Source organism: Pseudomonas capsici (assembly GCF_017165765.1).
GTDB lineage: Bacteria > Pseudomonadota > Gammaproteobacteria > Pseudomonadales > Pseudomonadaceae > Aquipseudomonas > Aquipseudomonas capsici.
Genome location: NZ_JAFGZD010000017.1, coordinates 18272 through 39682 on the forward strand (window position 1 = coordinate 18272; position 21411 = coordinate 39682).

At 58.5% G+C, this 21411-nt stretch carries 22 protein-coding genes; 15 read left to right on the top strand and 7 right to left on the bottom strand.

What is annotated here, in order from left to right; translation table 11 throughout:
• The 4 genes from JSY17_RS19485 (at position 1) to JSY17_RS19495 (ending at position 2792) form a co-directional block, all read left to right on the top strand.
• The gene (locus JSY17_RS19485) at positions 1 to 744 is read left to right on the top strand and encodes an adenosylcobinamide-GDP ribazoletransferase (protein ID WP_206403021.1); all 744 of its coding nucleotides are present in this window, start codon (positions 1 to 3) and stop codon (positions 742 to 744) included.
• A 111-nt stretch (positions 745 to 855) separates the two neighbouring features.
• On the top strand, positions 856 to 2064 hold the full coding sequence (locus tag JSY17_RS19490) for an MFS transporter (protein WP_206403020.1): 1209 nt from the start codon (positions 856 to 858) through the stop codon (positions 2062 to 2064).
• Entirely contained in the window at positions 2061 to 2183 is a 123-nt protein-coding gene (locus tag JSY17_RS25875; protein ID WP_259639021.1) for a hypothetical protein, read from the top strand. Before JSY17_RS19490 ends, JSY17_RS25875 begins: the two co-directional genes overlap by 4 nt.
• Positions 2184 to 2240: 57 nt before the next feature.
• Positions 2241 to 2792, top strand: a complete 552-nt coding sequence (locus tag JSY17_RS19495; RefSeq protein WP_117181104.1) for a glutathione peroxidase — start codon at positions 2241 to 2243, stop codon at positions 2790 to 2792.
• 88 nt (positions 2793 to 2880) lie between these two features.
• Here the strand turns inward: JSY17_RS19495 and JSY17_RS19500 are convergent, their stop codons facing one another.
• The 3 genes from JSY17_RS19500 to JSY17_RS19510 form a co-directional block, all read right to left on the bottom strand.
• Positions 2881 to 4164: an OmpP1/FadL family transporter gene (locus JSY17_RS19500; RefSeq protein WP_404823368.1), complete on the bottom strand. Its 1284-nt coding sequence runs from the start codon at positions 4162 to 4164 to the stop codon at positions 2881 to 2883.
• Positions 4165 to 4276: 112 nt separating this feature from the next.
• On the bottom strand, positions 4277 to 4795 hold the full coding sequence (locus tag JSY17_RS19505; protein WP_117185144.1) for a hypothetical protein: 519 nt from the start codon (positions 4793 to 4795) through the stop codon (positions 4277 to 4279).
• A 262-nt stretch (positions 4796 to 5057) separates the two neighbouring features.
• On the bottom strand, positions 5058 to 5282 hold the full coding sequence (locus JSY17_RS19510; protein ID WP_117181106.1) for a hypothetical protein: 225 nt from the start codon (positions 5280 to 5282) through the stop codon (positions 5058 to 5060).
• Positions 5283 to 6312: 1030 nt separating this feature from the next.
• On the opposite strand from JSY17_RS19510, the gene rmuC reads away from it, so the two are divergent.
• Together rmuC and JSY17_RS25880 are read left to right on the top strand one after the other, a co-directional pair.
• Positions 6313 to 7677, top strand: a complete 1365-nt coding sequence (gene rmuC, locus JSY17_RS19515; protein ID WP_206403033.1) for a DNA recombination protein RmuC — start codon at positions 6313 to 6315, stop codon at positions 7675 to 7677.
• A 184-nt stretch (positions 7678 to 7861) separates the two neighbouring features.
• Positions 7862 to 7984 carry a PA1414 family protein gene (locus JSY17_RS25880; protein WP_117164006.1) on the top strand — a complete coding sequence of 41 codons (123 nt, stop codon included), beginning with the start codon at positions 7862 to 7864 and terminating at the stop codon, positions 7982 to 7984.
• Between the two features lie 90 nt (positions 7985 to 8074).
• Here the strand turns inward: JSY17_RS25880 and JSY17_RS19520 are convergent, their stop codons facing one another.
• Complete coding sequence (locus JSY17_RS19520) at positions 8075 to 8332, bottom strand: hypothetical protein (RefSeq protein WP_117181108.1); 258 nt, start codon at positions 8330 to 8332, stop codon at positions 8075 to 8077.
• Between the two features lie 180 nt (positions 8333 to 8512).
• On the opposite strand from JSY17_RS19520, the gene JSY17_RS19525 reads away from it, so the two are divergent.
• Positions 8513 to 9109 carry a tRNA-uridine aminocarboxypropyltransferase gene (locus JSY17_RS19525; protein ID WP_206403019.1) on the top strand — a complete coding sequence of 199 codons (597 nt, stop codon included), beginning with the start codon at positions 8513 to 8515 and terminating at the stop codon, positions 9107 to 9109.
• 131 nt (positions 9110 to 9240) lie between these two features.
• Positions 9241 to 10197, top strand: coding sequence for a DMT family transporter (locus tag JSY17_RS19530; protein WP_206403018.1), 957 nt, complete (start codon positions 9241 to 9243; stop codon positions 10195 to 10197).
• 9 nt (positions 10198 to 10206) lie between these two features.
• Here the strand turns inward: JSY17_RS19530 and JSY17_RS19535 are convergent, their stop codons facing one another.
• Together JSY17_RS19535 and JSY17_RS19540 are read right to left on the bottom strand one after the other, a co-directional pair.
• Positions 10207 to 10818, bottom strand: a complete 612-nt coding sequence (locus JSY17_RS19535; RefSeq protein ID WP_117185148.1) for an NAD(P)H-dependent oxidoreductase — start codon at positions 10816 to 10818, stop codon at positions 10207 to 10209.
• A complete protein-coding gene (locus tag JSY17_RS19540) occupies positions 10811 to 12205 on the bottom strand; it encodes a class II fumarate hydratase (RefSeq protein WP_206403016.1) in 1395 nt (464 codons plus the stop codon). The genes JSY17_RS19535 and JSY17_RS19540 overlap by 8 nt, the downstream gene beginning before the upstream one ends.
• A gap of 180 nt (positions 12206 to 12385) precedes the next feature.
• Between JSY17_RS19540 and JSY17_RS19545 the strand changes: the two genes are divergently transcribed.
• The 7 genes from JSY17_RS19545 (at position 12386) to JSY17_RS19575 (ending at position 20185) form a co-directional block, all read left to right on the top strand.
• Positions 12386 to 12913: a DUF2059 domain-containing protein gene (locus JSY17_RS19545; protein WP_117181113.1), complete on the top strand. Its 528-nt coding sequence runs from the start codon at positions 12386 to 12388 to the stop codon at positions 12911 to 12913.
• A 15-nt stretch (positions 12914 to 12928) separates the two neighbouring features.
• Positions 12929 to 13222 (top strand): BolA family protein, encoded by a 294-nt coding sequence (locus tag JSY17_RS19550; RefSeq protein ID WP_206403014.1) that lies wholly within the window; start codon positions 12929 to 12931, stop codon positions 13220 to 13222.
• 162 nt (positions 13223 to 13384) lie between these two features.
• On the top strand, positions 13385 to 14323 hold the full coding sequence (trhO, locus tag JSY17_RS19555) for an oxygen-dependent tRNA uridine(34) hydroxylase TrhO (protein WP_162880409.1): 939 nt from the start codon (positions 13385 to 13387) through the stop codon (positions 14321 to 14323).
• 3 nt (positions 14324 to 14326) lie between these two features.
• Positions 14327 to 14959: a DsbA family protein gene (locus tag JSY17_RS19560; protein ID WP_117181114.1), complete on the top strand. Its 633-nt coding sequence runs from the start codon at positions 14327 to 14329 to the stop codon at positions 14957 to 14959.
• On the top strand, positions 14952 to 16760 hold the full coding sequence (locus tag JSY17_RS19565) for an ABC transporter ATP-binding protein (RefSeq protein ID WP_117185151.1): 1809 nt from the start codon (positions 14952 to 14954) through the stop codon (positions 16758 to 16760). Before JSY17_RS19560 ends, JSY17_RS19565 begins: the two co-directional genes overlap by 8 nt.
• Before the next feature lie 141 nt (positions 16761 to 16901).
• Positions 16902 to 19400 (top strand): EAL domain-containing protein, encoded by a 2499-nt coding sequence (locus tag JSY17_RS19570; protein ID WP_206403012.1) that lies wholly within the window; start codon positions 16902 to 16904, stop codon positions 19398 to 19400.
• Positions 19397 to 20185, top strand: a complete 789-nt coding sequence (locus tag JSY17_RS19575) for a TenA family transcriptional regulator (protein WP_206403010.1) — start codon at positions 19397 to 19399, stop codon at positions 20183 to 20185. Before JSY17_RS19570 ends, JSY17_RS19575 begins: the two co-directional genes overlap by 4 nt.
• 201 nt (positions 20186 to 20386) lie before the next feature.
• Here the strand turns inward: JSY17_RS19575 and JSY17_RS19580 are convergent, their stop codons facing one another.
• Complete coding sequence (locus tag JSY17_RS19580; protein ID WP_117181117.1) at positions 20387 to 21310, bottom strand: GGDEF domain-containing protein; 924 nt, start codon at positions 21308 to 21310, stop codon at positions 20387 to 20389.
• Positions 21311 to 21411: the final 101 nt, after the last annotated feature.

The window sequence follows — 21411 nt, forward strand, 5'->3', positions numbered from 1 at the left end:
ATGTTGCCGTTCTGGATTGCCCTGCAATTTCTCAGTAGCCTGCCGATTCGGTTGCCGGGGATGCCGCAACCTGAGGAGTCGGGGCGCTCGCTGCTGTTCTATCCATTGGTCGGCGTGCTGTTCGGTGTGCTGTTGATGGCGCTTGATCAGGTGCTCGAGGGGGCACCTGCGATGCTGCATGCCGCGCTGCTGCTGACCGCCTGGGTACTGCTGAGCGGCGGTCTGCATCTGGACGGTCTGGCGGACAGCGCCGACGCCTGGCTGGGCGGCTTTGGCGACCGTGAACGAACCCTGAGCATCATGAAAGACCCACGCAGCGGCCCGATTGCCGTAGTGACGCTGGTGCTGGTCCTGTTGCTCAAGTTCACTGCCATTCTGGCCTTGATCGAAAGCCACCACAGCATCGCCTTGTTGCTGGCTCCGCTGATCGGGCGCAGCGCCCTGCTGGGTCTGTTTCTCTGCACGCCTTATGTCCGGGCGGGTGGTCTGGGGCAGGCGCTGGCCGATCACCTGCCACGGCGTACCGGGCAGTGGGTCTTGCTGATCAGTGCGGGCACCTTTGTGCTGCTGGGCGGCTGGGCCGGGTTGATTGCGCTGGTGGCAGCCACCGCGGGTTTCTTCTGGTTGCGCCAGTTGATGCTGCGCCGATTGGGCGGGACCACCGGCGATACTGCGGGTGCCTTGCTGGAATTGCTGGAGGTGCTGGTTCTGTTGGCGGTGGTGTTGGTGGTTCACGAAAGATGACAGCTGTAATCCATTGACATTGTCATCCTGCGAGGCGTAACTTCGCGTTGTAAATATTTGCGGGTATATCCACGTAAATAACCCCGTGAAGCCTCAGGGAGAATAAAAACAATGACATCGGTCTGGCGTACCAGCGGCTGGATTCTATTGGGCAGTGCATTGATTCTTGCGCTTTCCCTGGGGACCCGGCATGGCTTCGGGCTGTTTCTGGCGCCCATGAGTGCCGACTTTGGCTGGGGCCGCGAGGTGTTTGCCTTTGCCATCGCCCTGCAGAATCTCATGTGGGGGCTGGCGCAGCCGTTTGCCGGTGCCCTGGCAGATCGCTTCGGTGCGGCGAAAGTGGTGTTTATCGGTGGTGTACTTTATGCCGCTGGCCTCATCTGCATGAGCATGGCCGATTCTCCTGCAAGCCTTTCTTTGAGTGCCGGGATCCTGATCGGCATCGGTCTGTCCGGAACCTCTTTCTCGGTCATCCTGGGCGTCGTGGGCCGCGCCTTGCCACCCGAAAAACGCAGCATGGGCATGGGAATCGCCAGTGCCGCCGGTTCGTTCGGCCAGTTCGCCATGCTGCCCGGAACCCTCGGGCTGCTGGGCTGGCTGGGGTGGTCCAGTACCTTGCTGGTGCTGGGTTTGCTGGTTGCCTTGATTCTGCCGCTGGTCAGCATGCTCAAGGACAGCCCGGCGGCTTCGCAGGGCAGTGAGCAGACTTTGGGTGAAGCATTGCGCGAGGCCTGTTCCCATTCAGGGTTCTGGCTGCTGGCTCTGGGCTTTTTCGTCTGTGGCTTCCAGGTGGTCTTTATCGGCATTCATCTGCCTGCGTATCTGGTGGATCAGCACTTGCCCGCCAAGGTCGGGACCACGGTGCTTGCCCTGATCGGCCTGTTCAATATCTTCGGTACTTACACGGCAGGCTGGTTGGGTGGGCGTCTGTCCAAACCTCGTTTGCTGAGCACGCTCTATCTGCTGCGCGGGCTGGTCATCGCACTGTTCCTGTGGGTTCCGCTGAGTGAGACGACGGCCTATCTGTTTGGCGTGGCAATGGGGTTGTTATGGCTGTCGACGGTGCCGCTGACCAACGGTACGGTGGCGACGCTGTTCGGTGTACGCAATCTGTCGATGCTCGGTGGTATTGTTTTCCTGTTCCATCAGTTGGGCTCCTTCCTGGGAGGCTGGCTGGGCGGGCTCGTGTATGACCATACCGGGAGTTACGATTTGATCTGGCAGGTTTCCATTCTGCTGAGCCTGATGGCGGCGGCCTTGAACTGGCCCGTGCGCGAGAAGCCGGTGGCCCGGTTGCAACCTCAGGGCAGCGTGGCGTGAGCCGGCACTGGCCTGTGCTGGCGGCGGTGCTGACCGGCACCGTGGTGCTGGGGCTGCTCTGGTGGGCCTGGCAGCAGGTCGGTCTGGCTGCCTTGCAGTTGGGGCTGGGTGCCTGTTGAGTGCAGACGCTGCAAGGAGTAGCGTGTGTGGCCAGACAATAATGTAGGGATGCCTTGATGAAAACACGCTGGATTTCTGTCCCTGTTCTATTGCTCGCCATGAGTGGCGCAGCATGGGCTGCCGATTGTCCGCCGTTGCTGCAGGGCGAACTGCCTAAACTGCGCAGCAAGGAAAATATCGATCTCTGCCAGCGTTTTGCCGGTAAGCCTCTGGTGGTGGTCAATACTGCCAGCTTTTGCGGTTTTGCCCCGCAGTTCAAGGGGCTCGAAGCCTTGAACCAGCGCTACAAGGCTCAGGGGCTGGAAGTGCTCGGTGTGCCCTCCAATGACTTCAAACAGGAGTCCGGGGACGGGGAGGAAACCGCCAAGGTCTGTTACGTCAATTACGGTGTGACCTTCACCATGACCGAGCCGCAACCGGTCAGAGGCGACGATGCGACGCATCTGTTCAAGGTGCTGGCCGAGCAGAGCAGTGCGCCGCGCTGGAACTTCTATAAATATGTGGTGGATCGCCAGGGCAAGGTGGTCGCCAATTTCTCCAGCATGACCAAGCCGGATGATCCCGAACTGATCGCGGCCATCGAGAAAGCCATCGCTTCGAAACCGTGACCCATACGAAAAAGCCCGCGACCAGTGATGGTCGCGGGCTTTTTTGTGGCCGCTGACAGGCTGTTCGGCCTGCCCCGGTCAGGTGTTATCAGAAGCGATAGGTCAGCGAAGTACCGATGCCGTGGGCGCTGTTCTTGAAGTCTGCGCTGTAGGCACCTTTGGAGGTGCTGGCGTTGCGAATCTTGGCTTCGTCTTCCCACAGGTACGAATAGGCGACATCGATGGTGATCGCGTCGTTCGGGGTCCAGCCGGCACCGAAACTGACGATCTGACGATCACCGGTCGGAATGCGTGGAGAGCGGTTCACGTTGTTGGTAGGCGATTGGTCGACGGTGTAGCCGGTACGCAAGGTCCATTCTTTGTTGACCTTGTACGAAGCGCCGATGGCATGGGCCCAGGTGTCATGCCAGTCCTGCTCTTCGGAGATGCGTCCGATTGGACCGTTGGCACCGCCCAGGAGAGCTGGAACACCGCTGTTGTTGACGGTGATGTCTTTCAGGCGGCTCCAGCGTGTCCAGGTGCTGCCTGCGTAGACGGTCCAGTTTTCGTCCAGTTGTTGGGTGATGGAGAAGTCCACCGACTCAGGAGTGCTGATATCCAGCGAGGCGTCGTACTTCTGGCCATTGAAGGGACCGAAGCCGGTACCTTCGACCTGGGTCTTGCCATCGAGCTTGTACTTGACCTTCGAGTGGTAGGTCAGGCCCAGGCGGGTGGTGTCGGTGGCCTGGACCAGGATGCCGGCGTTGAAGCCCAGAGCGACGTCGTCACCCTTGATCTTGACCTTGCCGTCATTGGTGCCCGGTGTAGCAGCGTTGAGGGTTGAGGAAGTCAGTTCGCCCTCGAGGCGGTTGATGGTCGGACCGAAACCGATGGAAACCTTGTCGTTGAAGGCGTAGCTCACGGTCGGCTGGAAGGTGACGACCTGTACGTGGCTCTTGTCGGCCCAGTAGCGGCCGGAGAAGCCACTTTCATAATCGGTGACCAGACCGAAAGGTACATAGACGCCCAGACCTACGGCCCATTGATCGTCCAGTGGTTTTACGTAATAGCCCATCGGCACGCCGATGACGGGAACCATGTCACCGTCGTTGCTGCCGCCGAAGGTGCTACGACCGTTGTCGATATCGGTCTTGGCGATGATGGCCGCGGCGCCGACGCTGACCTGTTCGCGCTTGAGGCGGGACATGCCGGCCGGGTTGCCGAACACCGTGCTGGCGTCGTCGGCGGAGGAGGAGCGTCCGGCAAAACCGGTGCCCATGGCGCTGACGCTTTGTTCGTTGACGGCAAAGCCGGAGGCGAGAAGTTGTGAAGACGCCAGTCCGATGGCTAAGCCCAGTGTTGTCCTTTGGATCGATTTTGTCATTATTTTCATTATTAGAACTCCTTGTTGATCACGTGGCGGAAATTACCAACATTTTTGAGAACGCGCTATAGGCTGGATAGCCCGATTTAGAGCTATTTTTGTAGGACAATCCGATCAGAATTCAGGAATTTTCCAGAACTTTGTTTTTCCGCAATTGTGCGTATTGCGAGAGGTAAAGAGGGGCGACGCAAGAGTGCCAGGCCGTCACGAAGTCGCGTAACCGGCCCTGGGGCTGGAAGATCTGTCGCCAGATCCTGGCCATGGCCAATGGATCGTCTGCGGTGGGCAGGGTGACGGTCTGGGCTTCGATCATCATCCAGGCAATGGCGGTGGCGTAGCGCAGGTTGACGGCCAGCTCCAGATTCGGCCCGCTCAGGAAGGCATGCTGGCTGGCAAGGCCGCGCACGCGGCTGGCGAGGTCCGGGTCATGGGCCAGGTAATTGTCCCAGAGCTGGCGGTGCCGCAGTTCGGGGATACGGTACAGGCCGTGTCCACGTCGGCTGCCCAGCGCATCGCCCAGTGATGACTGGCTTGCCGCTATGCCCAGCAGCAGGGGTTCGGCGCAGGGATTCTGACGACCCAGGTAACTCAGGGTGGGGCGAATTACGTGACGGCATAATTCTATGGCTGCAATACCCATAAGACAGTCAGCTCGCAAGTAATGGCCAACGGACCCTGATGCGTGGCAGCGGTGAGTCGGATCGGGCCCGCTGGAAGCAGCCCTAGGCCGCTTGAGTTGAAGTGTAGTCTCATATTTGGAATGTAAAATTATGTTTTACATCGTTTTAGGATTTGCACCCGGCCCTATAGATCTGTTCGCGATTAGATTGCTGGCGCAGAAAGCAAAAAGCCCCGCTTTGCAGGGCGGGGCTTTGCATACTGCGTGGCAGCGGCTTTTGGCTTCAGGCAGTCAGGGCCTGGCGGGTCCGCTCGATCACGGCCTGCAGCGGCTCGGCGCTGGAGTACTGATCGGGGTAGAGGCGTTCGCTGTGGCGGGCGATACCGTGTTCGTTGACGACGGTAAAGCTGAAGGAGCCTTTGCGGGCGGCCATGATCAGGCAGTCCATGGGAGCGAAAGCGTGGGTGAGGGTGCGGATGGCATCCTGAGTCTGGATTTGAGTTGTCATGATTGAAAGTGTTTCCTGAAACGACACGGAACAATACCGTGCATCAATAAAGGCTCCAGTAAACGCGGGCTGGCTTGAATATCGAAGCGGGCCGGGCGAAGAACCTGACTGGAACAAGGCAGTCAGTTGAAGCGCGCTTTATCGTATGGCGCCATGGCTGACAGGTAGGTACTTAGGAGGGCAGGCAACACAACAGGAGCAAAGGTTCGACGCTCGGGGTGCAGATCCTGATCAATTGCAGGCTGGTCAATGCAGGCCATGATTGCGCTTTGCCCTTAGTGGGCCTCGTTGCGCAGGACATGTCTGGAAACCATCGAGGTGGTCGATCCCTTGTTGTCGACACCGCTTCCATATAGTCCATATGGATTGGCGCTTGTCGGGGGACTTATCGACCGGAATTGATTTTCAGCTTGGTACTAACGGCGGAAACACTAATGCAATATCCAGAAAAATGAAAGGGTTTTTTACAAATATTTTTTCTTGTCCGGTGGATTGTCCGGGGGACGCAAAATCCACTTGTGCACATTAGGGGCACAAGCTGCCACATCACTGTCACATACGGCCCTAAGAGTTTGATTTACTGTGGTGAATTATTAAGTCAATGAAAAACATCGCTTTTTTTTACTGGTGAAAAAATCGTCAGTTTGAGCGCAGCCCCCGTTCCGTATGGGTTTGCGGGAGTTAAAGGGGGGTTGTCCACTGAGTTATCCACAGCTTCTGTGGATTGTCCCGTTACATCAGGCGGTTATATGCAGGGTTTACCTTGCACAAAAAGAGAGTAGAGTTATGTCCCCCCGATTTTCCCCGCAATGCCTATCATGCCTGCCTTGAGCCGTGGTCTCTGTCCCGGAGACGTTCCTGAATCTTCTTTCGTTCACAATGCCGAAGACAATGATCCGGCATGTAGGGAGTCGTTATGGTTGTGGACCTGAACAGCCTGTTGCTGGGGCTTGGTGCGGCGGCTCTGCCTTTGTTGGCCTGGGTCTGGCAGATGCAGCGACGTCTGGCGCGTCAGCAGGCCGATACGGCATTGCTCGACGAGCGCCTGAGCATAGCGCAGATGGCCCAGGACGGCCTCAATGCTCAACTGGACGCCAGCCGCGACGAAATCAGCGACCTGAGCCAGGCCAATGCTGCCCGTCAGGCCGATCTGGCCGTCATGCGCCGCGAAGTCGAGCTGCTGCGTCTGGAATGCGATAACGGCCGTGATGCCGCCCATGGCTGGAACCTCGAGCGGGCGAGCAAGGAAACCGAGTTGCGCCGTCTGGATGCGCAATGCGCGGCCTTGAATGCCGAGTTGCGCGAGCAGCAGGAAAGCCATCAGCAGCGCCTGAACGATCTTCAGGGTTCACGTGATGAACTGCGCGCCCAGTTTGCCGAACTGGCAGGCAAGATTTTCGATGAGCGTGAGCAACGCTTCGCTGAAACCAGTCAGCAACAGCTCGGACAATTGCTCAATCCGCTGAAGGAGCGCATCCAGTCATTCGAGAAACGGGTGGAGGAAAGCTACCAGAACGAAGCCCGCGAGCGGTTTTCCCTGGGCAAGGAACTGGAGCGCCTGCAGCAGTTGAACCTGCGTCTGAGCGACGAGGCGACCAACCTGACTCGCGCACTCAAGGGCCAGAAAACCCAGGGCAACTGGGGCGAGCTGATTCTGGAGCGAGTGCTGGAGCATGCCGGGCTTGAGAAAGGCCGCGAATACCAGACCCAGGTCAGTCTCAAGGGGCCTGATGGCGAGCGCTTCCAGCCGGATGTGCTGATCATGCTGCCGGGAGACAAACAGGTGGTGGTGGACGCCAAGGTCAGCCTGACGGCCTACCAGCAATATGTATCGGCGGCCGATGAAGTGATCGGTCAGGCGGCCTTGAAGCAACATGTACTGTCCTTGCGAAATCATGTCAAAGGTTTGTCCAGCAAGGATTACAAGCGTCTTGAGGGGTTGCACAGCCTGGATTTCGTGTTGCTGTTCGTGCCTATCGAAGCGGCGTTTTCGGCGGCCTTGCAGGCTGAGCCCACTCTGTTTCAGGAAGCGTTCGACCGCAATATCGTGATTGTCAGCCCGACGACACTGCTTGCCACCTTGCGGGTCATCGACAGCCTGTGGAAGCAGGAGCGCCAGAGCCAGAACGCCCGGGAAATCGCGGAGCGGGCAGGGTGGCTCTACGACAAGTTCGTGCTGTTCATTCAGGATCTGGACGAAGTCGGCAGCCGCTTGCAACAACTGGATAAAGCTTATTCCGCTGCCCGTAACAAATTGACGGAGGGTCGCGGTAATCTGGTCAGCCGTAGCGAGCAGCTCAAACTGTTGGGGGCGAGGGCCAGTAAAAATCTGCCGCCTGACCTGCTTGAGCGCGCCATGACTGACGAGGATGGCGTCTTGCGTTTGCCGGAGTGACAGGCGTTTTAGCCGTGTAAAACCGTCTGTCGCAAAGACTAGAAGGAAAGGCGCAGAGGTGTCACATTGCTGCTATCGGGAAAAATGTTTCCGAGTTGTCCGGCTAGAATGAAAACTTGCTTCTATGATCAGTATTAGCAACAGGCGCATTGCCGGTTGCCTGGTTTTCCCTCGAGGGGGCTTTATGAACAGCAAATTGCAAGAATGGCTCCATGATCTGGGTGTTGCACTGGGTTTGATCGAACGTCCCAAACTGCAACCTGTGCCTGTGCGCGCCGAGGACGAGCGTCGCCGCCCACGTCGGTAAGCCCTGGTTGACCGCCATCGGTCACCTGTATTGGCATTTCATATTTGAGCGGGACGCAAGGCCGTGTCCCGTCATCAGCTTTTTCTGCCGTCATGTCTGCTGCATCAATACGATCAGATCCACCACCATGGGCAGCGACAGATGCTCGGGTTTGTGGATGGCGCGTTCTCTGATGAACGCCGGGAACTCGAAGCCGAACTCTTCTCCCAGGCGTCCGAAAAGCTCGTTGATATCTTCCTCATCCAGCACCAGATCCTTGAAAGTGACATCGTCACGCAGCGCGGATTTGTCCACCAGAATGACGCCAAGAACGTCGAGCACCCTCTGGTTGATGTCCTCGCGATTCATGGAAGCCCCGGATTCTAGACAGTTCAGGATTGGGGGAACTTCGAATAAACCAGCCCTCGATTTCAGGCTAGCTGAAGTTTGTTGAGGGTCCGTGAAGGGCGACGGGTGCCCGATGGCAGGTTCAGGCCGCTTCGGTGATCGGCTAGACTGCGCTCCCTGTTTGCCGTCGAAGAGAAAATCATGTCCCGTGCTCGTTGCGAGCGCTGCCTGCGTCCCGGCAATCATTGTCTCTGCGCCCTGATCCCGCAACTGGACAGCCGCACTCGCGTTTTGCTGCTGCAGCATCCCAGTGAAGTCAGCCATGCCTTGAATACCGCACGCCTGGCTGCTCTCGGGCTGGTGAATGCGCAACTGGTAGTGGGCGAGGTGTTCGAAGGGCTTGAAACACTGCTGAATCAGCCCGGTTATCGGGCGTGTCTGCTGTTCCCGGGCGAAGATGCGCAAGTACTGGCACCTTATGCCGGGCAGGATCAGCCCATGCTGCTGGTGGTTCCCGATGGCACCTGGCGCAAGGCGCGAAAACTGCTGCATCTCAATCCGCTGCTGGCTGCCTTGCCCAGAGTGACGCTGGGTTCGGTTCCGGTTTCACGCTATCGCCTGCGCAAGGCGCCAGGGCCCGATGCCTTGTCGACCCTTGAGGCGGTGACTCATGCCTTGCAGACCCTGGAGCCAGAAGCTGATTTTTCCGAGCTTTTACGGCCTTTCGATGCCTTGATTGAGGGGCAGATCGCAGCAATGGGCCATGAGACGTATAAGCGTAATCATGCAGACCACTGACACCTGATCAGTCAAGGCGCAATTCCCTCTGAAAAACAATTGCGAGCGTTATGCGTGCCTAGCTGTATCTGTGAGTCACGACAATCTGTGCCTAGACTGACAACTCTGCCTTGTCTGATCTGGAATGACCGATGCACATTTCTTCTGGCCGCTGGGTGTATGGCCTCTGTCTTGCCCTGTTGACTGCTTTTCTCTGGGGCATCCTGCCCGTCAAACTCAAGCAGGTGCTGCAGGCGATGGATCCGGTGACCGTGACCTGGTTCCGTCTGCTGGTCTCCGGGGTCCTGCTCTTCATATGGCTGGCATCGGTCAAGCGCTTGCCGAGCCTCAAGGTGCTGGGAGGCAAGGGCAGGATTCTGGTGGCGCTGGCAGTGTTTGGTCTGGTCGGCAACTATGTGCTGTATCTGGTGGGATTGCGCCTGTTGAGCCCGGGCACCACGCAACTGATGATCCAGACCGGTCCCATCCTGTTGTTGCTCGGCAGTATCGTACTGTTCAAGGAGCGATTCACGCTTGGGCAGGGCATTGGTCTGTTCGTGCTGCTGATCGGTTTTGGCCTGTTTTTCAATGAGCGTCTGGTGGAACTGTTCACCTCGCTGAGCGATTACACCGCCGGGGTGCTGATCGTCTTTCTGGCGGCTGTGGTCTGGACCTTTTACGGACTGAGCCAGAAGCAATTGCTGACGGTGTGGAATTCGTTGCAGGTCATGATGGTGATCTACCTGTTCTGCGCGCTGCTGATTACACCCTGGGCGCATCCGATGGAGGCTTTGCAGTTGAGTCCGTTGCAGGGCTGGTTACTGCTGGCCTGTTGCCTGAACACGCTGGTGGCGTATGGCGCCTTTGCCGAGGCTCTGGCTCATTGGGAAGCTTCGCGTGTCAGTGCAACCCTGGCCCTGACCCCACTGGTGACCCTGGCTGCGGTGGCGGTGGCCGCCTGGTTGTGGCCCGACTACGTGCAGGCCGAAGAAATCAATACGCTGGGGTATGGTGGCGCAGTGCTGGTGGTGCTGGGTTCGGCGCTGACGGCTCTGGGGCCGTCGATGATCGCTGGCTGGAAGGCCAGAAAGCAGCGGCTGGCGGTATAGCGCCTGCGGCTATTTACCCAGTTCTTCTGCCTGCCGAAGCCATTGCTGGCGCTGTTCTTCGCTTGAGGTGCGGATCGGGGCGAATTCGGTCAGGCGTTTGGTCCTGATTCCGCAGAAGGCCAGGATCGTGCGAATCATCTGGCGATGCGCCGGTGCTCCGTAGATCCAGCGGAAGTAGCGGGGCGGGGTGTCCAGGGTCGACAGCAGCTCTGCGGTCTTGCCCTTGAGCAATTCGTTGGACGGGTGTCGGCGGCCATGGGCCCTGAAAGCGAAACCGGGCATGAACACCCGGTCGAAGAAACCGCTCAGCAAGGCCGGCAGCCCGCCCCAGGAAACCGGATAGACGAATACCAGGTGCTCGGCCCAGTGGATCTGGCGCTGGGCTTCGAGCAGGTCATGTTCCAGATTCTGACTCTGCTCGTAGCCGTTATGCAGGATCGGATCGAAGTCCAGCTCACTGAGCTTGAGCATCCTCACCACATGACCTTTGCTGCGTGCGCCCTGCGAGTAGGCATCACCCAAGGCATGGCAGAAACTGACGGTCTTCGGTGTGCCGTAAATCATCAGGATACGTTTTCCACTGCCTTCCAGAGGTGTTGCGCCACTTTTGGGGTCAGCCATTGCTACCCGCCTCCAGCATTTTTTCCGGTCGGACCCAGGCGTCGAACTGCTCGTCGGTGAGGTAGCCCAGAGCAAGGGCGGCTTCCCGCAGGGTCAGCCCTTCGCTATAGGCTTTCTTGGCGATCTGCGCCGATTTGTCGTAACCGATATGGGGGTTGAGAGCGGTGACCAGCATCAGGCCTCGCTCCAGATGTTCGGCCATTTTTGCAGCATCGGGTTCCAGGCCGGCGATGCAATGCTCGTTGAAGTTGCGGCACCCGTCGGCCAGCAGCCGGATCGATTGCAGCAGGTTATGGATGATCACCGGCTTGTACACGTTCAGTTGCAGGTGTCCCTGACTGGCGGCAAAGCCGATGGTCACATCGTTGCCCAGCACCTGACAGGCCAGCATCGACAGCGCTTCGCACTGGGTCGGGTTGACCTTGCCGGGCATGATCGAACTGCCCGGCTCGTTGGCCGGCAGTCGTACTTCTGCAAGGCCTGCTCGAGGACCGGAGCCCAGCAGGCGCAGGTCGTTGGCGATCTTCATCAAGGCCACGGCCAGGGTCTTCAAGGCGCCCGACAAAGCGGTCAGCGGCTCATGGCCCGCCAATGCGGCAAATTTATTGGGCGCGGTGACGAACGGCAGTCCGGACAGCGCCGCCAGTTCCGCGGCCACGGCTTCGGCAAATCCCTTGGGCGCATTTAGCCCGGTGCCCACGGCGGTGCCGCCCTGAGCCAGTTCGAAGACCGCAGGCAGGGTGGCGCGAATGGCTTTCTGGGCATAATCCAGTTGCGCCACGAAGCCCGACAGCTCCTGGCCGAAGGTGATCGGTGTGGCATCCATCATGTGCGTGCGGCCGGTTTTCACCAGTCTGATATGCCGTGCCGACTGCTCGGCAAGGCCATTGGACAGCTCGGCGATGGCGGGCAGCAGTTGTTCCTTGACCGCTTGTGCCGCCGCGATGTGCATGGCTGTCGGGAAGCAGTCATTTGAACTCTGCGAACGGTTGACGTGATCGTTGGGGTGCACCGGGCTCTTGCCGCCGCGACCCTGGCCAGCCAGTTCGTTGGCGCGACCGGCAATCACCTCGTTGACGTTCATGTTGCTTTGCGTACCGCTGCCGGTCTGCCAGACCACCAGCGGGAACTGGTCGTCATGCTTGCCGTCGAGCACTTCGTTGGCGGCCTGCTCGATGAGCCGGGCGATATCGGCGGGCAGGTCGCCATTGCGGTCATTGACCCGCGCGGCGGCTTTCTTGATCAGGGTCAGGGCATGCAGCACGGCAAGCGGCATGGCCTGATCGCCGATCGCGAAGTTGATCAGCGACCGTTGGGTCTGTGCACCCCAGTAAGCGTCTTCAGGGACTTCTATCGGGCCAATGCTGTCAGTTTCTGTACGGCTCACTGGTCTTACTCCTTCAAGGTGCGTAAGGGTTAGGTGCCTATAGTCCCTCTGGGTTCCCACAGGGTTTGTGTTGGCTGGTTTTCAACCACTGAGTTAAGCGGGGGTTGAGCCAAAAGCGAACATAAGCGCAGAATGGTCGGCCTTGAGGTCATGCCTCGTTTGTCAGATTAAGGAAATTCGATGACCCGTCTTCGTGCCATCTGTACTGCGGTAGCCCTGGTTTGCGCCAGCGGTCAGGTTCTCGCCGACACCGCCAGCCACAACGCCAGTGCCGAAACCTTCCTCAAGCTTGCCAACGCTGACAAGCTGGGTGCTCCGGTCTACGCGCAGGTCCAGCAGATGTTTGCCCAGCGTTTTGCTGAAACCAAGGCGCCTGCGTCGAAAAAGGCCTTGCTGGAAACCTATCAGGCCAAGGCCAACGCCGCTGTCGATCAGGCCATCGGCTGGAACAAGCTCAAGCCGGACATGGTCAAGCTCTATACCGCCAACTTCACCGAAAGCGAGTTGAAGGATCTGGTCGTGTTCTATCAGTCGCCACTGGGCAAGAAAGTCATGTCCAAGATGCCTGAGCTGGCTCAGCAGTCGGCGCAACTGACCCAGAGCAAGCTGGAAAGCGCCGTGCCGGTGGTCAACAAGCTGCTCGCCGACATGACTGCCGAGCTGGAGCCTGCCAAGGCTGCAACTCCTGCTGCTACCAAGAAACCCTGACAGGCGAATCCCGTCATGAGCATGCAACAACGAATCGAGTCAGCGCTTGCGCTGCTTGAGCCACAGCACCTGCAGGTACTCGACGAGAGCCACATGCACAGCCGTGGCCAGCAGACTCACTACAAGGCCGTGCTGGTCAGCGACCAGTTTGCGGGTCTTAACTCGGTCAAGCGGCATCAGAAAGTCTACGCCACGCTGGGTAGCCTGATGGGAGAGTTCCATGCCCTGGCGTTGAACACCTATACGCCCGAGGAGTGGACAAAGGTCGGAGCAGCGCCCGCTTCGCCGACCTGTGCCGGTGGCCACTGACCTGAGTATCCCGGTCCGGTCCTGAGCAATATCCTGACAACGTCTGTTTTGCTAGAATCCGCACCGCGCCGCAAGGCCGGTGCGTTTTTCGTTCTGATTTTTCTTGCCCGGTAGGCCCTTTGCGAGGGTCACCACCTGGAGTGATACATGACCCAAGAGCCGATGACTCAGCCGATCGTCGTAGCTGCGCTATACAAATTCGTGACCCTCAGCGATTACGTCGAACTGCGTGAACCCCTGTTGCAGGCCATGATTGCCAATGGCATCAAAGGCACTCTGCTCATCGCCGAGGAAGGCATCAACGGTACGGTTTCCGGTAGCCGTGAAGGCATCGATGGTCTGCTGGCCTGGCTGAAAAACGACCCGCGCATGGTCGATATCGATCACAAGGAATCGTTCTGCGACGAGCAGCCGTTCTATCGCACCAAGGTCAAGCTCAAGAAAGAGATCGTGACCCTGGGCGTCGAAGGTGTGGACCCCAACAAGGCCGTCGGCACCTATGTCGAGCCCAAGGACTGGAACGCGCTGATCACCGATCCTGAAGTCCTGCTGATCGATACTCGCAACGACTACGAAGTGTCCATCGGCACCTTCGAGGGTGCCATCGACCCCAAGACCACCAGCTTTCGCGAGTTTCCCGAGTACATCAGGGAACACTTCGACCCGGCCGTGCACAAGAAGGTCGCCATGTTCTGTACGGGCGGCATCCGTTGTGAAAAGGCGTCGAGCTACATGCTGGGTGAGGGTTTCGAGGAGGTCTATCACCTCAAGGGCGGTATTCTCAAATACCTCGAAGAAGTCCCGCAGGAAGAAAGCAAGTGGAGTGGCGAGTGTTTCGTGTTCGATAACCGTGTCACGGTGCGTCACGACCTGAGCGAAGGCGACTACGATCAATGTCATGCCTGCCGCACGCCGATCAGTGCCGAAGATCGCGCCAGCGAGCATTATTCGCCGGGTGTCAGTTGCCCGCATTGCTGGGACAGCCTGAGCGAAAAGACTCGCCGCAGCGCCATTGACCGGCAGAAGCAGATCGAGCTGGCAAAAGCCCGTAATCAGCCACATCCGATCGGTTATAACTACCGTCAGCAATCCGAGGCCTGAGCCATGTCCTCCCGCCTGATCTATGTAATGGACCCGATGTGTTCCTGGTGCTGGGGGTTCGCTCCGGTGGCCGAGGCACTGGTAGAACAGGCACAGGCGGGCGGCGTGCCGCTGCATCTGGTCATGGGTGGCTTGCGTTCCGGCACCACGGCGCTGGATGCCTCCACGCGGCGCTATATCCTGGAGCACTGGGAAGCGGTGGAGAAAGCCACCGGGCAGCCATTTCGTTTCGAGGGTGCCTTGCCGGACGGTTTCGTCTATGACACCACGCCCGCCTGCCGGGCCGTGACCGCTGCCCGTCATCTTGATCCGCAAGGGGCGTGGACGCTGGTCGGACTGATTCAGCAGGCGTTCTACACTCAAGGGCGCGATGTCACTCATGCCCCGTTGCTGGTTGAGCTGGCCGAGCAGGCAGGTCTGCCCCGTCAGGCATTCGCCGACGCTTTCGACAGCGCCGAACAGCGAGCGGCCACGGCGGCCGACTTTGCCTGGGTGCAGGGGCTTGGCATTGCCGGTTTTCCGACCCTGCTTGCCGAGCATAACGGGCAACTGGCATTGCTGACCAATGGCTATCAACCCCTGAACGAACTGGCACCATTGCTCGGGCGATGGCTGGAGCGTGCCGCCAGTGCATGAAGAGTCTTCTCTCAAGCAACCCGGCGACCGACTGAGCTGGGCCGAGATCCGGCGGCTGGCGTTACGTCATAAGAAAGCCCTCTGGATCGCCAATGGCGTGGCGGTGCTGGCGACGCTGTGCAGTGTGCCGATTCCCTTGCTCCTGCCATTGCTGGTGGACGAAGTGCTGCTGGGGCGTGGCGACGCGGCGCTGCGGATCATGGATCATGCCTTGCCCGAAAGTCTGCAGAAGGCGGTGGGCTATATCGGCCTGATGCTGGTGTTGACTCTGGTCCTGCGTCTGGGGGCCTTGCTGTTCAATGTCCTGCAGGCGCGTTTGTTCGCGCGTCTGGCCAAGGACATTGTCTACCGCATCCGTCTGCGCCTGATCGAGCGCCTTCAGCGCATATCCCTGCGCGAGTATGAAAGCCTGGGCAGCGGCATGGTGACCACGCATCTGGTCACCGATCTGGACACGCTGGACAAGTTCGTCGGTGAAACCCTCAGCCGTTTTCTGGTTGCAGCCCTGACCCTGGCAGGCACGGCTGGCATTCTGATGTGGATGCACTGGAAGCTGGCGCTGCTGATCATGCTGTTCAATCCGCTGGTGATCTTTGCCACGGTGCGTCTGGGCAAGCGCGTCAAACACCTGAAAAAACTCGAGAACGACAGTACTTCGCGCTTTACCCAGGCCTTGAGCGAAACCCTGGATGCCATTCAGGAAGTACGGGCCGGCAATCGGCAGGGCTTTTTCCTGGGCCGCCTTGGCCAGCGTGCCAGGGAAGTGCGCGATTACGCCGTGAATTCACAGTGGAAAAGCGATGCCTCGGGCCGGGCCAGTGGCCTGCTGTTCCAGTTCGGTATCGATATTTTCCGGGCTGCCGCGATGTTGACGGTACTGTTCTCGGATCTCTCCATTGGCCAGATGCTCGCGGTATTCAGTTACCTGTGGTTCATGATCACGCCGGTCGAGCAACTGCTGAACCTGCAATACGCCTATTACGCGGCGGGTGGGGCGTTGACCCGGATCAACGAACTGCTGGCCCGTGAAGACGAGCCGCAATACCCGGGTGTTGTCGATCCGTTCAAGGGGCGGGAAACCGTTGGTATCGAGGTGCGTGGTCTGAGCTTCGGCTATGGCGAAGACCTGGTACTGGACCAGTTGAACCTGTCGATTGCGCCCGGTGAGAAGGTGGCAATTGTCGGTGCCAGTGGCGGTGGTAAAAGCACTCTTGTGCAACTGCTGCTGGGGCTTTACAGCGCGCAGACCGGCACTGTCCGTTTTGGCGGTTCTACCCTGCAGGAGATCGGTCTGGAGCGGGTGCGGGAAAACGTGGCGGTGGTGCTGCAACACCCGGCGCTGTTCAACGATTCCATACGCGCCAACCTGACCATGGGTCGAGACTGTACGGATGAGGCTTGCTGGGCGGCGCTGGAGGTTGCTCAGCTTGAGTCGACCATTCGTGCGTTGCCCGAGGGCCTGGACAGCATTGTCGGACGTTCCGGGGTGCGGTTGTCCGGCGGGCAGCGTCAGCGTCTGGCGATTGCGCGCATGGTCTTGTCCGACCCTAAAGTCGTCATTCTGGACGAGGCGACTTCGGCGCTGGATGCGGCCACCGAATACAATCTGCATCAGGCACTGGCGCTCTTTCTGCGCAGTCGCACCACCCTGATCATCGCTCACCGCCTGTCTGCGGTAAAACAGGCCGACCGGGTCCTGGTATTCGATGGCGGACGTATCGCCGAGGACGGGGATCATCAGCAACTGATCGCCGAGGGCGGGCTTTACGCCAAGCTGTACGGACATCTGCAACAGGTCTGATTGCAGGGCCGACACATCCCCCCAGCTTTGTGCGCGATGTTGCAGCTTGTATAAAAACCGAGAAAATCCCTCGTCTCTCTTGTTGGATTTGGCCTAGTCTCTGAGCAGGACGTTCAATCAGTCATGTGGTGAAGTGAACCCATGAAGCAGCCGCGGTCTCTCTCTAAGCCTCGTCTCCTGGGCATTGTGTGGCCTTTTGTTGCCGTCGCGCTTTTTCAGGCGCTGCTCGGATGTGTGAGCCTGTATACCTTGTCTGCCGTGCGCAGTTATGTCGTGGGCGAGAGCCTCTGGTCCAAGGGCCAGAAGGACGCCATTCATTACCTGGGACTGTATGTCGACAGTCATGATGAGCGCGACTTTGCCAGGTACCAGCAGGCCATTGCCATTCCTCAGGGGGGGCATGCCCTGCGCCAGGTGCTGAATCAGCCAGATCCCTCGTTGGCAGATGCCAGAGAGGCCTTTCTTCAAGGCGGTAACCATCCGGATGATGTCGGCGGCATCATCTGGTTGTACCGCAACTTCCATGACTTCAGTTACATGGAAAAGGCCATCTACTGGTGGAACATGGGCGATGATTATCTGGCCCGGCTCGATGATCTGGCTCGCACGATTCGCAGCCGGATCGCCGAAGGGGCGGTTAGCCCGGATGAAGCCTTGCAATGGCACGCTCGGATCAATGCCATCAATGACGCGGTAACCCCCGTTGCCAAGGCTTTCAGCGATGCGCTGGGAGAGGCTTCGAGATTCATCCTGTGGCTGCTGCTGATCATCAATCCGCTTACAGCTCTGGTGCTGATCCTTCTGGCCTTGTTACGTACGCGCAAGCTGCTCGAACAGCGGCATGTCTTTGCCCATGCGTTGCAACTGGAGAAGGACCGGGCGCAGATCACGCTGGAGTCCATCGGCGACGGGGTCATTACCACGGATGTCAGTGGTGCGATCGTTTACATGAACGCTGCGGCGGAAGGCCTGACTCATTGGCGTAACAGTCAGGCCATCGGCTTGCCGCTGGCTGCGCTGTTCAATCTGCTGGACGAAAACGATCACAAGGACAGCCTGACGCTGATGGAGCATATCCTCAGTGGCCAGTTCAAGGGCGGCAGCGTGCACTGCAAGCTCATTCAGCGGCTCGATGGCAGCACGGTGATGGTCAATCTGGTCGGTTCGCCTATCTACAGTGACGGCGCTGTCAGTGGTGCGGTACTGGTGTTGCATGACATGACTCGGGAAAGCCAGCACTTGGCCAATCTTTCCTGGCAGGCTGCCCACGATGCACTGACCGGGCTGGTCAACCGCAGCGAATTCGAATATCGCCTGGAGCGGTTGCTTGCTGACTCCGAATCCTCGAACGATAACCACTGCCTGATGTTTCTGGATCTGGATCAGTTCAAGCTGATCAATGACACCAATGGCCACGCAGCAGGCGATGAGCTGCTTCGACATCTGTGCCGGATGTTGCCTCAGGGGATTCGTGAAGGTGACACCCTTGCCCGGTTAGGGGGCGACGAGTTCGGTATTCTGCTATGCAATTGTGCGCCGCCGATGGCTCTGGAAATTGCCGAGAGCCTGCGCAAGATGGTGCAGAACATGCATTTCGTCTGGAAAGGCCGGCCTTTCGTAACCACGATCAGCATTGGTCTGGTGCATATAGGCGATGCGCCGACCACGCTGGAGGCCTCGCTTCGAGCTGCGGACATGGCGTGTTACATGGCCAAGGAAAAGGGCCGGAACCGGGTCCAGGTCTACCATCCCGATGATTCGGCGCTTTCCACGCGCTCGGGTGAAATGGCCTGGATCCAGCGCCTGCACATGGCCTTGGGTGAGAACCGTTTCTGCCTGTATACCCAGGAAATTGCTCCGCTTCACCAGCCCGATGACGGGATGAGGCATGTCGAAATCCTCTTGCGCCTGCGCGACGAGACGGGGCGAATGGTTTCGCCGGACAGTTTTATACCGGCAGCCGAGCGATATGGCTTGATGACAACCCTGGATCGCTGGGTCGTGCAGAATGTCTTCCGTGTGATTGCACAATGCATGAACGATCCGCGCCATCAGATGCCCCAGGCGATCTGTGCCATTAATCTGTCGGGCTCCAGTATTGGCGATGAGGCCTTTCTGGATTACCTGAAACTGCAGTTCAAGACGTACGATGTTTCCCCGAGCATGATCTGTTTCGAGGTGACCGAAACCAGTGCGATTGCCGATCTGGAAAGCGCCATCCGCTTCATGAATGAGCTCAAGGCGCTGGGCTGTCTGTTTTCCCTCGATGACTTTTGCTCCGGGATGTCCTCCTTTGCCTACCTCAAGCATCTGCCGGTGGATTTTCTGAAGATCGATGGCAGTTTTGTAAAGGATATGCTCGACAATCCGATCAACCGTGCCATGGTTGATGTCATCAATCACATCGGCCATGTAATGGGCAAAAAAACCATTGCCGAGTTTGTTGAAACCCCGCAGATTGAGTCTGCCTTGCAGGAGATAGGTGTGGATTTTGCACAGGGGTACTTGATAGCTCGTCCAGAGTTATTGACGTGTGAAAGCCTGTACACCCAGCCTGCACGCCCGGCCTCCGTGATGGCCGAGGCACATGGGTATCAAGCCAACTCGGTACAACCAACAAAAAAGGGAGCCGCACAGTGATCGACACTTTCAATAGAACCGGTCCGCTCATGGAAGCCAGCAGTTATCCGGCATGGGCGCAACAGTTGATCAAGGATTGCAGTGCCGCGAAGGCTCGTGTGGTCGAGCACGAGCTGTATCAGAAAATGCGTGATGGACGCCTGAGCCCGCAGGTCATGCGTCATTACTTGATTGGCGGCTGGCCGGTGGTCGAGCAGTTCGCTGTCTACATGGCCAAGAACCTGACCAAGACCCGTTTCGGTCGCCATCCTGGCGAAGACATGGCGCGTCGCTGGTTGATGCGCAATATTCGCGTCGAACTCAATCATGCCGACTATTGGGTGAACTGGTGTGACGCTCATGGGGTGAGTGTCGATGACCTGCACGCTCAGCGCGTAGCACCCGAATTGCATGCCTTGAGTCACTGGTGCTGGCAGACCAGTTCCTCGGATTCCCTGGCCGTGGCCATGGCCGCGACCAACTATGCCATCGAGGGCGCAACGGGAGAGTGGTCGGCTGTCGTCTGCTCAACCGATGTCTATGCCGAGGGGTTCCCCGGCGAAACCCGCAAGCGCGCCATGAAATGGCTGAAGATGCACGCTCAGTATGATGATGAGCACCCATGGGAAGCGCTCGAAATCATCTGCACCCTTGTCGGCAATAACCCCAGCGTGCAGCAACAGAGCGAATTGCGTCAGGCGATCACCAAGAGCTATGACTACATGCATCTGTTTCTCGAGAGCTGTATGCAACTGGACAAGGTCAAGCCTGCGCGGGAGCGTGCGGCAGCAGCAGTCGGAGCCTGATCACTTATCCGGGCAGGGGCGAATTCCAGGCGATGGCTGTGGGTCTCTTCGCGACTGAGGTCGCTCCTGCGATCAGTCAGGGCACAAACAAAACTTGTGGGAGGTGCTTTATTCAAGTCGCCAGCAAGCTGCCTCCCACAAGGTGAGTGATGACCTCATGGATTGAGACGGGAATGCCTTCATTCGTGAAGGGGCAGTGGCTCAGCCTGCCATCTTCAGGCGGTTTCGGCCTTCGCGTTTTGCGACATACAAGGCATTGTCGGCGCGGCGCAGCAGGCTGTCGGCCGATTCGGCCGGCAGCAGCGTCGAGCAGCCCAGGCTGATGCTGGTGTTGAGCACGGTATTGTGTTCGAACTTCAGTTCCAGCACCGCCTGGCGCAGGCGCTCACCGATCATGGCCGCACACTCGCGATCGGTATTGGCAAGCACGACCACGAACTCTTCCCCGCCATACCTGAACATCCGGTCTACGCTGCGCAACTGAGTCTTGAGCGTGTGGGCAATGGTGCGCAGCACTTCGTCGCCGGTCTTGTGGCCGTAGTTGTCGTTGACGTTCTTGAAGTAATCGATATCCAGCATCAGCAATGAAAGCGGCTGCTTCTGGCGGTGCGAGACTTCGATTTCCAGCAGCAGGTTCTGGTCCATCGCGATCCGGTTGCCGGTATCGGTCAGCGGGTCGCGCAGGGCGCTTTGCATGGCGATGCGATACAGCAGCGCATTTTTCATGGGATAGAGCAGGCAGACGATCAGTGACTCAAGCTCGCCCAGTTCCTGCTCGCTGAACGCCGTGGTGCGCTGGAATTCCAGATTGCCCAGGCATTCGTTCATGTGGCGCAGTGTGTAATGGGCGCTGTGCTCGGCGCTTTCACCCAGTGGCAGGCTCAGATCGCTGCGGGAGTGCTCATAGATCAGGGCGGACAACGGCATGAGGCGTTGAATGCCGCGGAAGAACATGCCAAGAATCCTTTCGGCTTCCAGGCTGCTCTGCAACTGCTGGTTCAGTTGCTGAATGAGGGTGGGCAGATCTGCAGGAGGAAGAGTGGCCGCCGGTCTATTGCAAGAGCCTTGTCTTTGCAGTTTTGCAGTATCGAAATCAATTGTCTTGGGGCCGGTCGGAGAACTCATGGCTTCACTCCTCTCACATCGTTGCTGGCTTGTGAGAGACAGAGCGAAAGTCGTGCCATGTACGGTTTTTTAATATAACTGATTGAATTTAATTAATTATT

Excerpts from the sequence above, each read along its gene's own strand:
- JSY17_RS19520 (WP_117181108.1), bottom strand. The coding sequence starts at position 8,332 with ATGAATCGCGAGGACATCAACCAGAGGGTGCTCGACGTTCTTGGCGTC.
- JSY17_RS19525 (WP_206403019.1), top strand. The coding sequence starts at position 8,513 with ATGTCCCGTGCTCGTTGCGAGCGCTGCCTGCGTCCCGGCAATCATTGT.
- JSY17_RS19530 (WP_206403018.1), top strand. The coding sequence starts at position 9,241 with ATGCACATTTCTTCTGGCCGCTGGGTGTATGGCCTCTGTCTTGCCCTG.
- JSY17_RS19510 (WP_117181106.1), bottom strand. The coding sequence starts at position 5,282 with ATGACAACTCAAATCCAGACTCAGGATGCCATCCGCACCCTCACCCAC.
- JSY17_RS19495 (WP_117181104.1), top strand. The coding sequence starts at position 2,241 with ATGAAAACACGCTGGATTTCTGTCCCTGTTCTATTGCTCGCCATGAGT.
- JSY17_RS19535 (WP_117185148.1), bottom strand. The coding sequence starts at position 10,818 with ATGGCTGACCCCAAAAGTGGCGCAACACCTCTGGAAGGCAGTGGAAAA.
- JSY17_RS19570 (WP_206403012.1), top strand. The coding sequence starts at position 16,902 with ATGAAGCAGCCGCGGTCTCTCTCTAAGCCTCGTCTCCTGGGCATTGTG.
- trhO (WP_162880409.1), top strand. The coding sequence starts at position 13,385 with ATGACTCAGCCGATCGTCGTAGCTGCGCTATACAAATTCGTGACCCTC.
- JSY17_RS19550 (WP_206403014.1), top strand. The coding sequence starts at position 12,929 with ATGAGCATGCAACAACGAATCGAGTCAGCGCTTGCGCTGCTTGAGCCA.
- JSY17_RS25880 (WP_117164006.1), top strand. The coding sequence starts at position 7,862 with ATGAACAGCAAATTGCAAGAATGGCTCCATGATCTGGGTGTTGCACTG.
- JSY17_RS19485 (WP_206403021.1), top strand. The coding sequence starts at position 1 with ATGTTGCCGTTCTGGATTGCCCTGCAATTTCTCAGTAGCCTGCCGATT.
- JSY17_RS19560 (WP_117181114.1), top strand. The coding sequence starts at position 14,327 with ATGTCCTCCCGCCTGATCTATGTAATGGACCCGATGTGTTCCTGGTGC.
- JSY17_RS19545 (WP_117181113.1), top strand. The coding sequence starts at position 12,386 with ATGACCCGTCTTCGTGCCATCTGTACTGCGGTAGCCCTGGTTTGCGCC.
- JSY17_RS19580 (WP_117181117.1), bottom strand. The coding sequence starts at position 21,310 with ATGAGTTCTCCGACCGGCCCCAAGACAATTGATTTCGATACTGCAAAA.
- JSY17_RS19505 (WP_117185144.1), bottom strand. The coding sequence starts at position 4,795 with ATGGGTATTGCAGCCATAGAATTATGCCGTCACGTAATTCGCCCCACC.
- JSY17_RS19500 (WP_404823368.1), bottom strand. The coding sequence starts at position 4,164 with ATGAAAATAATGACAAAATCGATCCAAAGGACAACACTGGGCTTAGCC.
- JSY17_RS19490 (WP_206403020.1), top strand. The coding sequence starts at position 856 with ATGACATCGGTCTGGCGTACCAGCGGCTGGATTCTATTGGGCAGTGCA.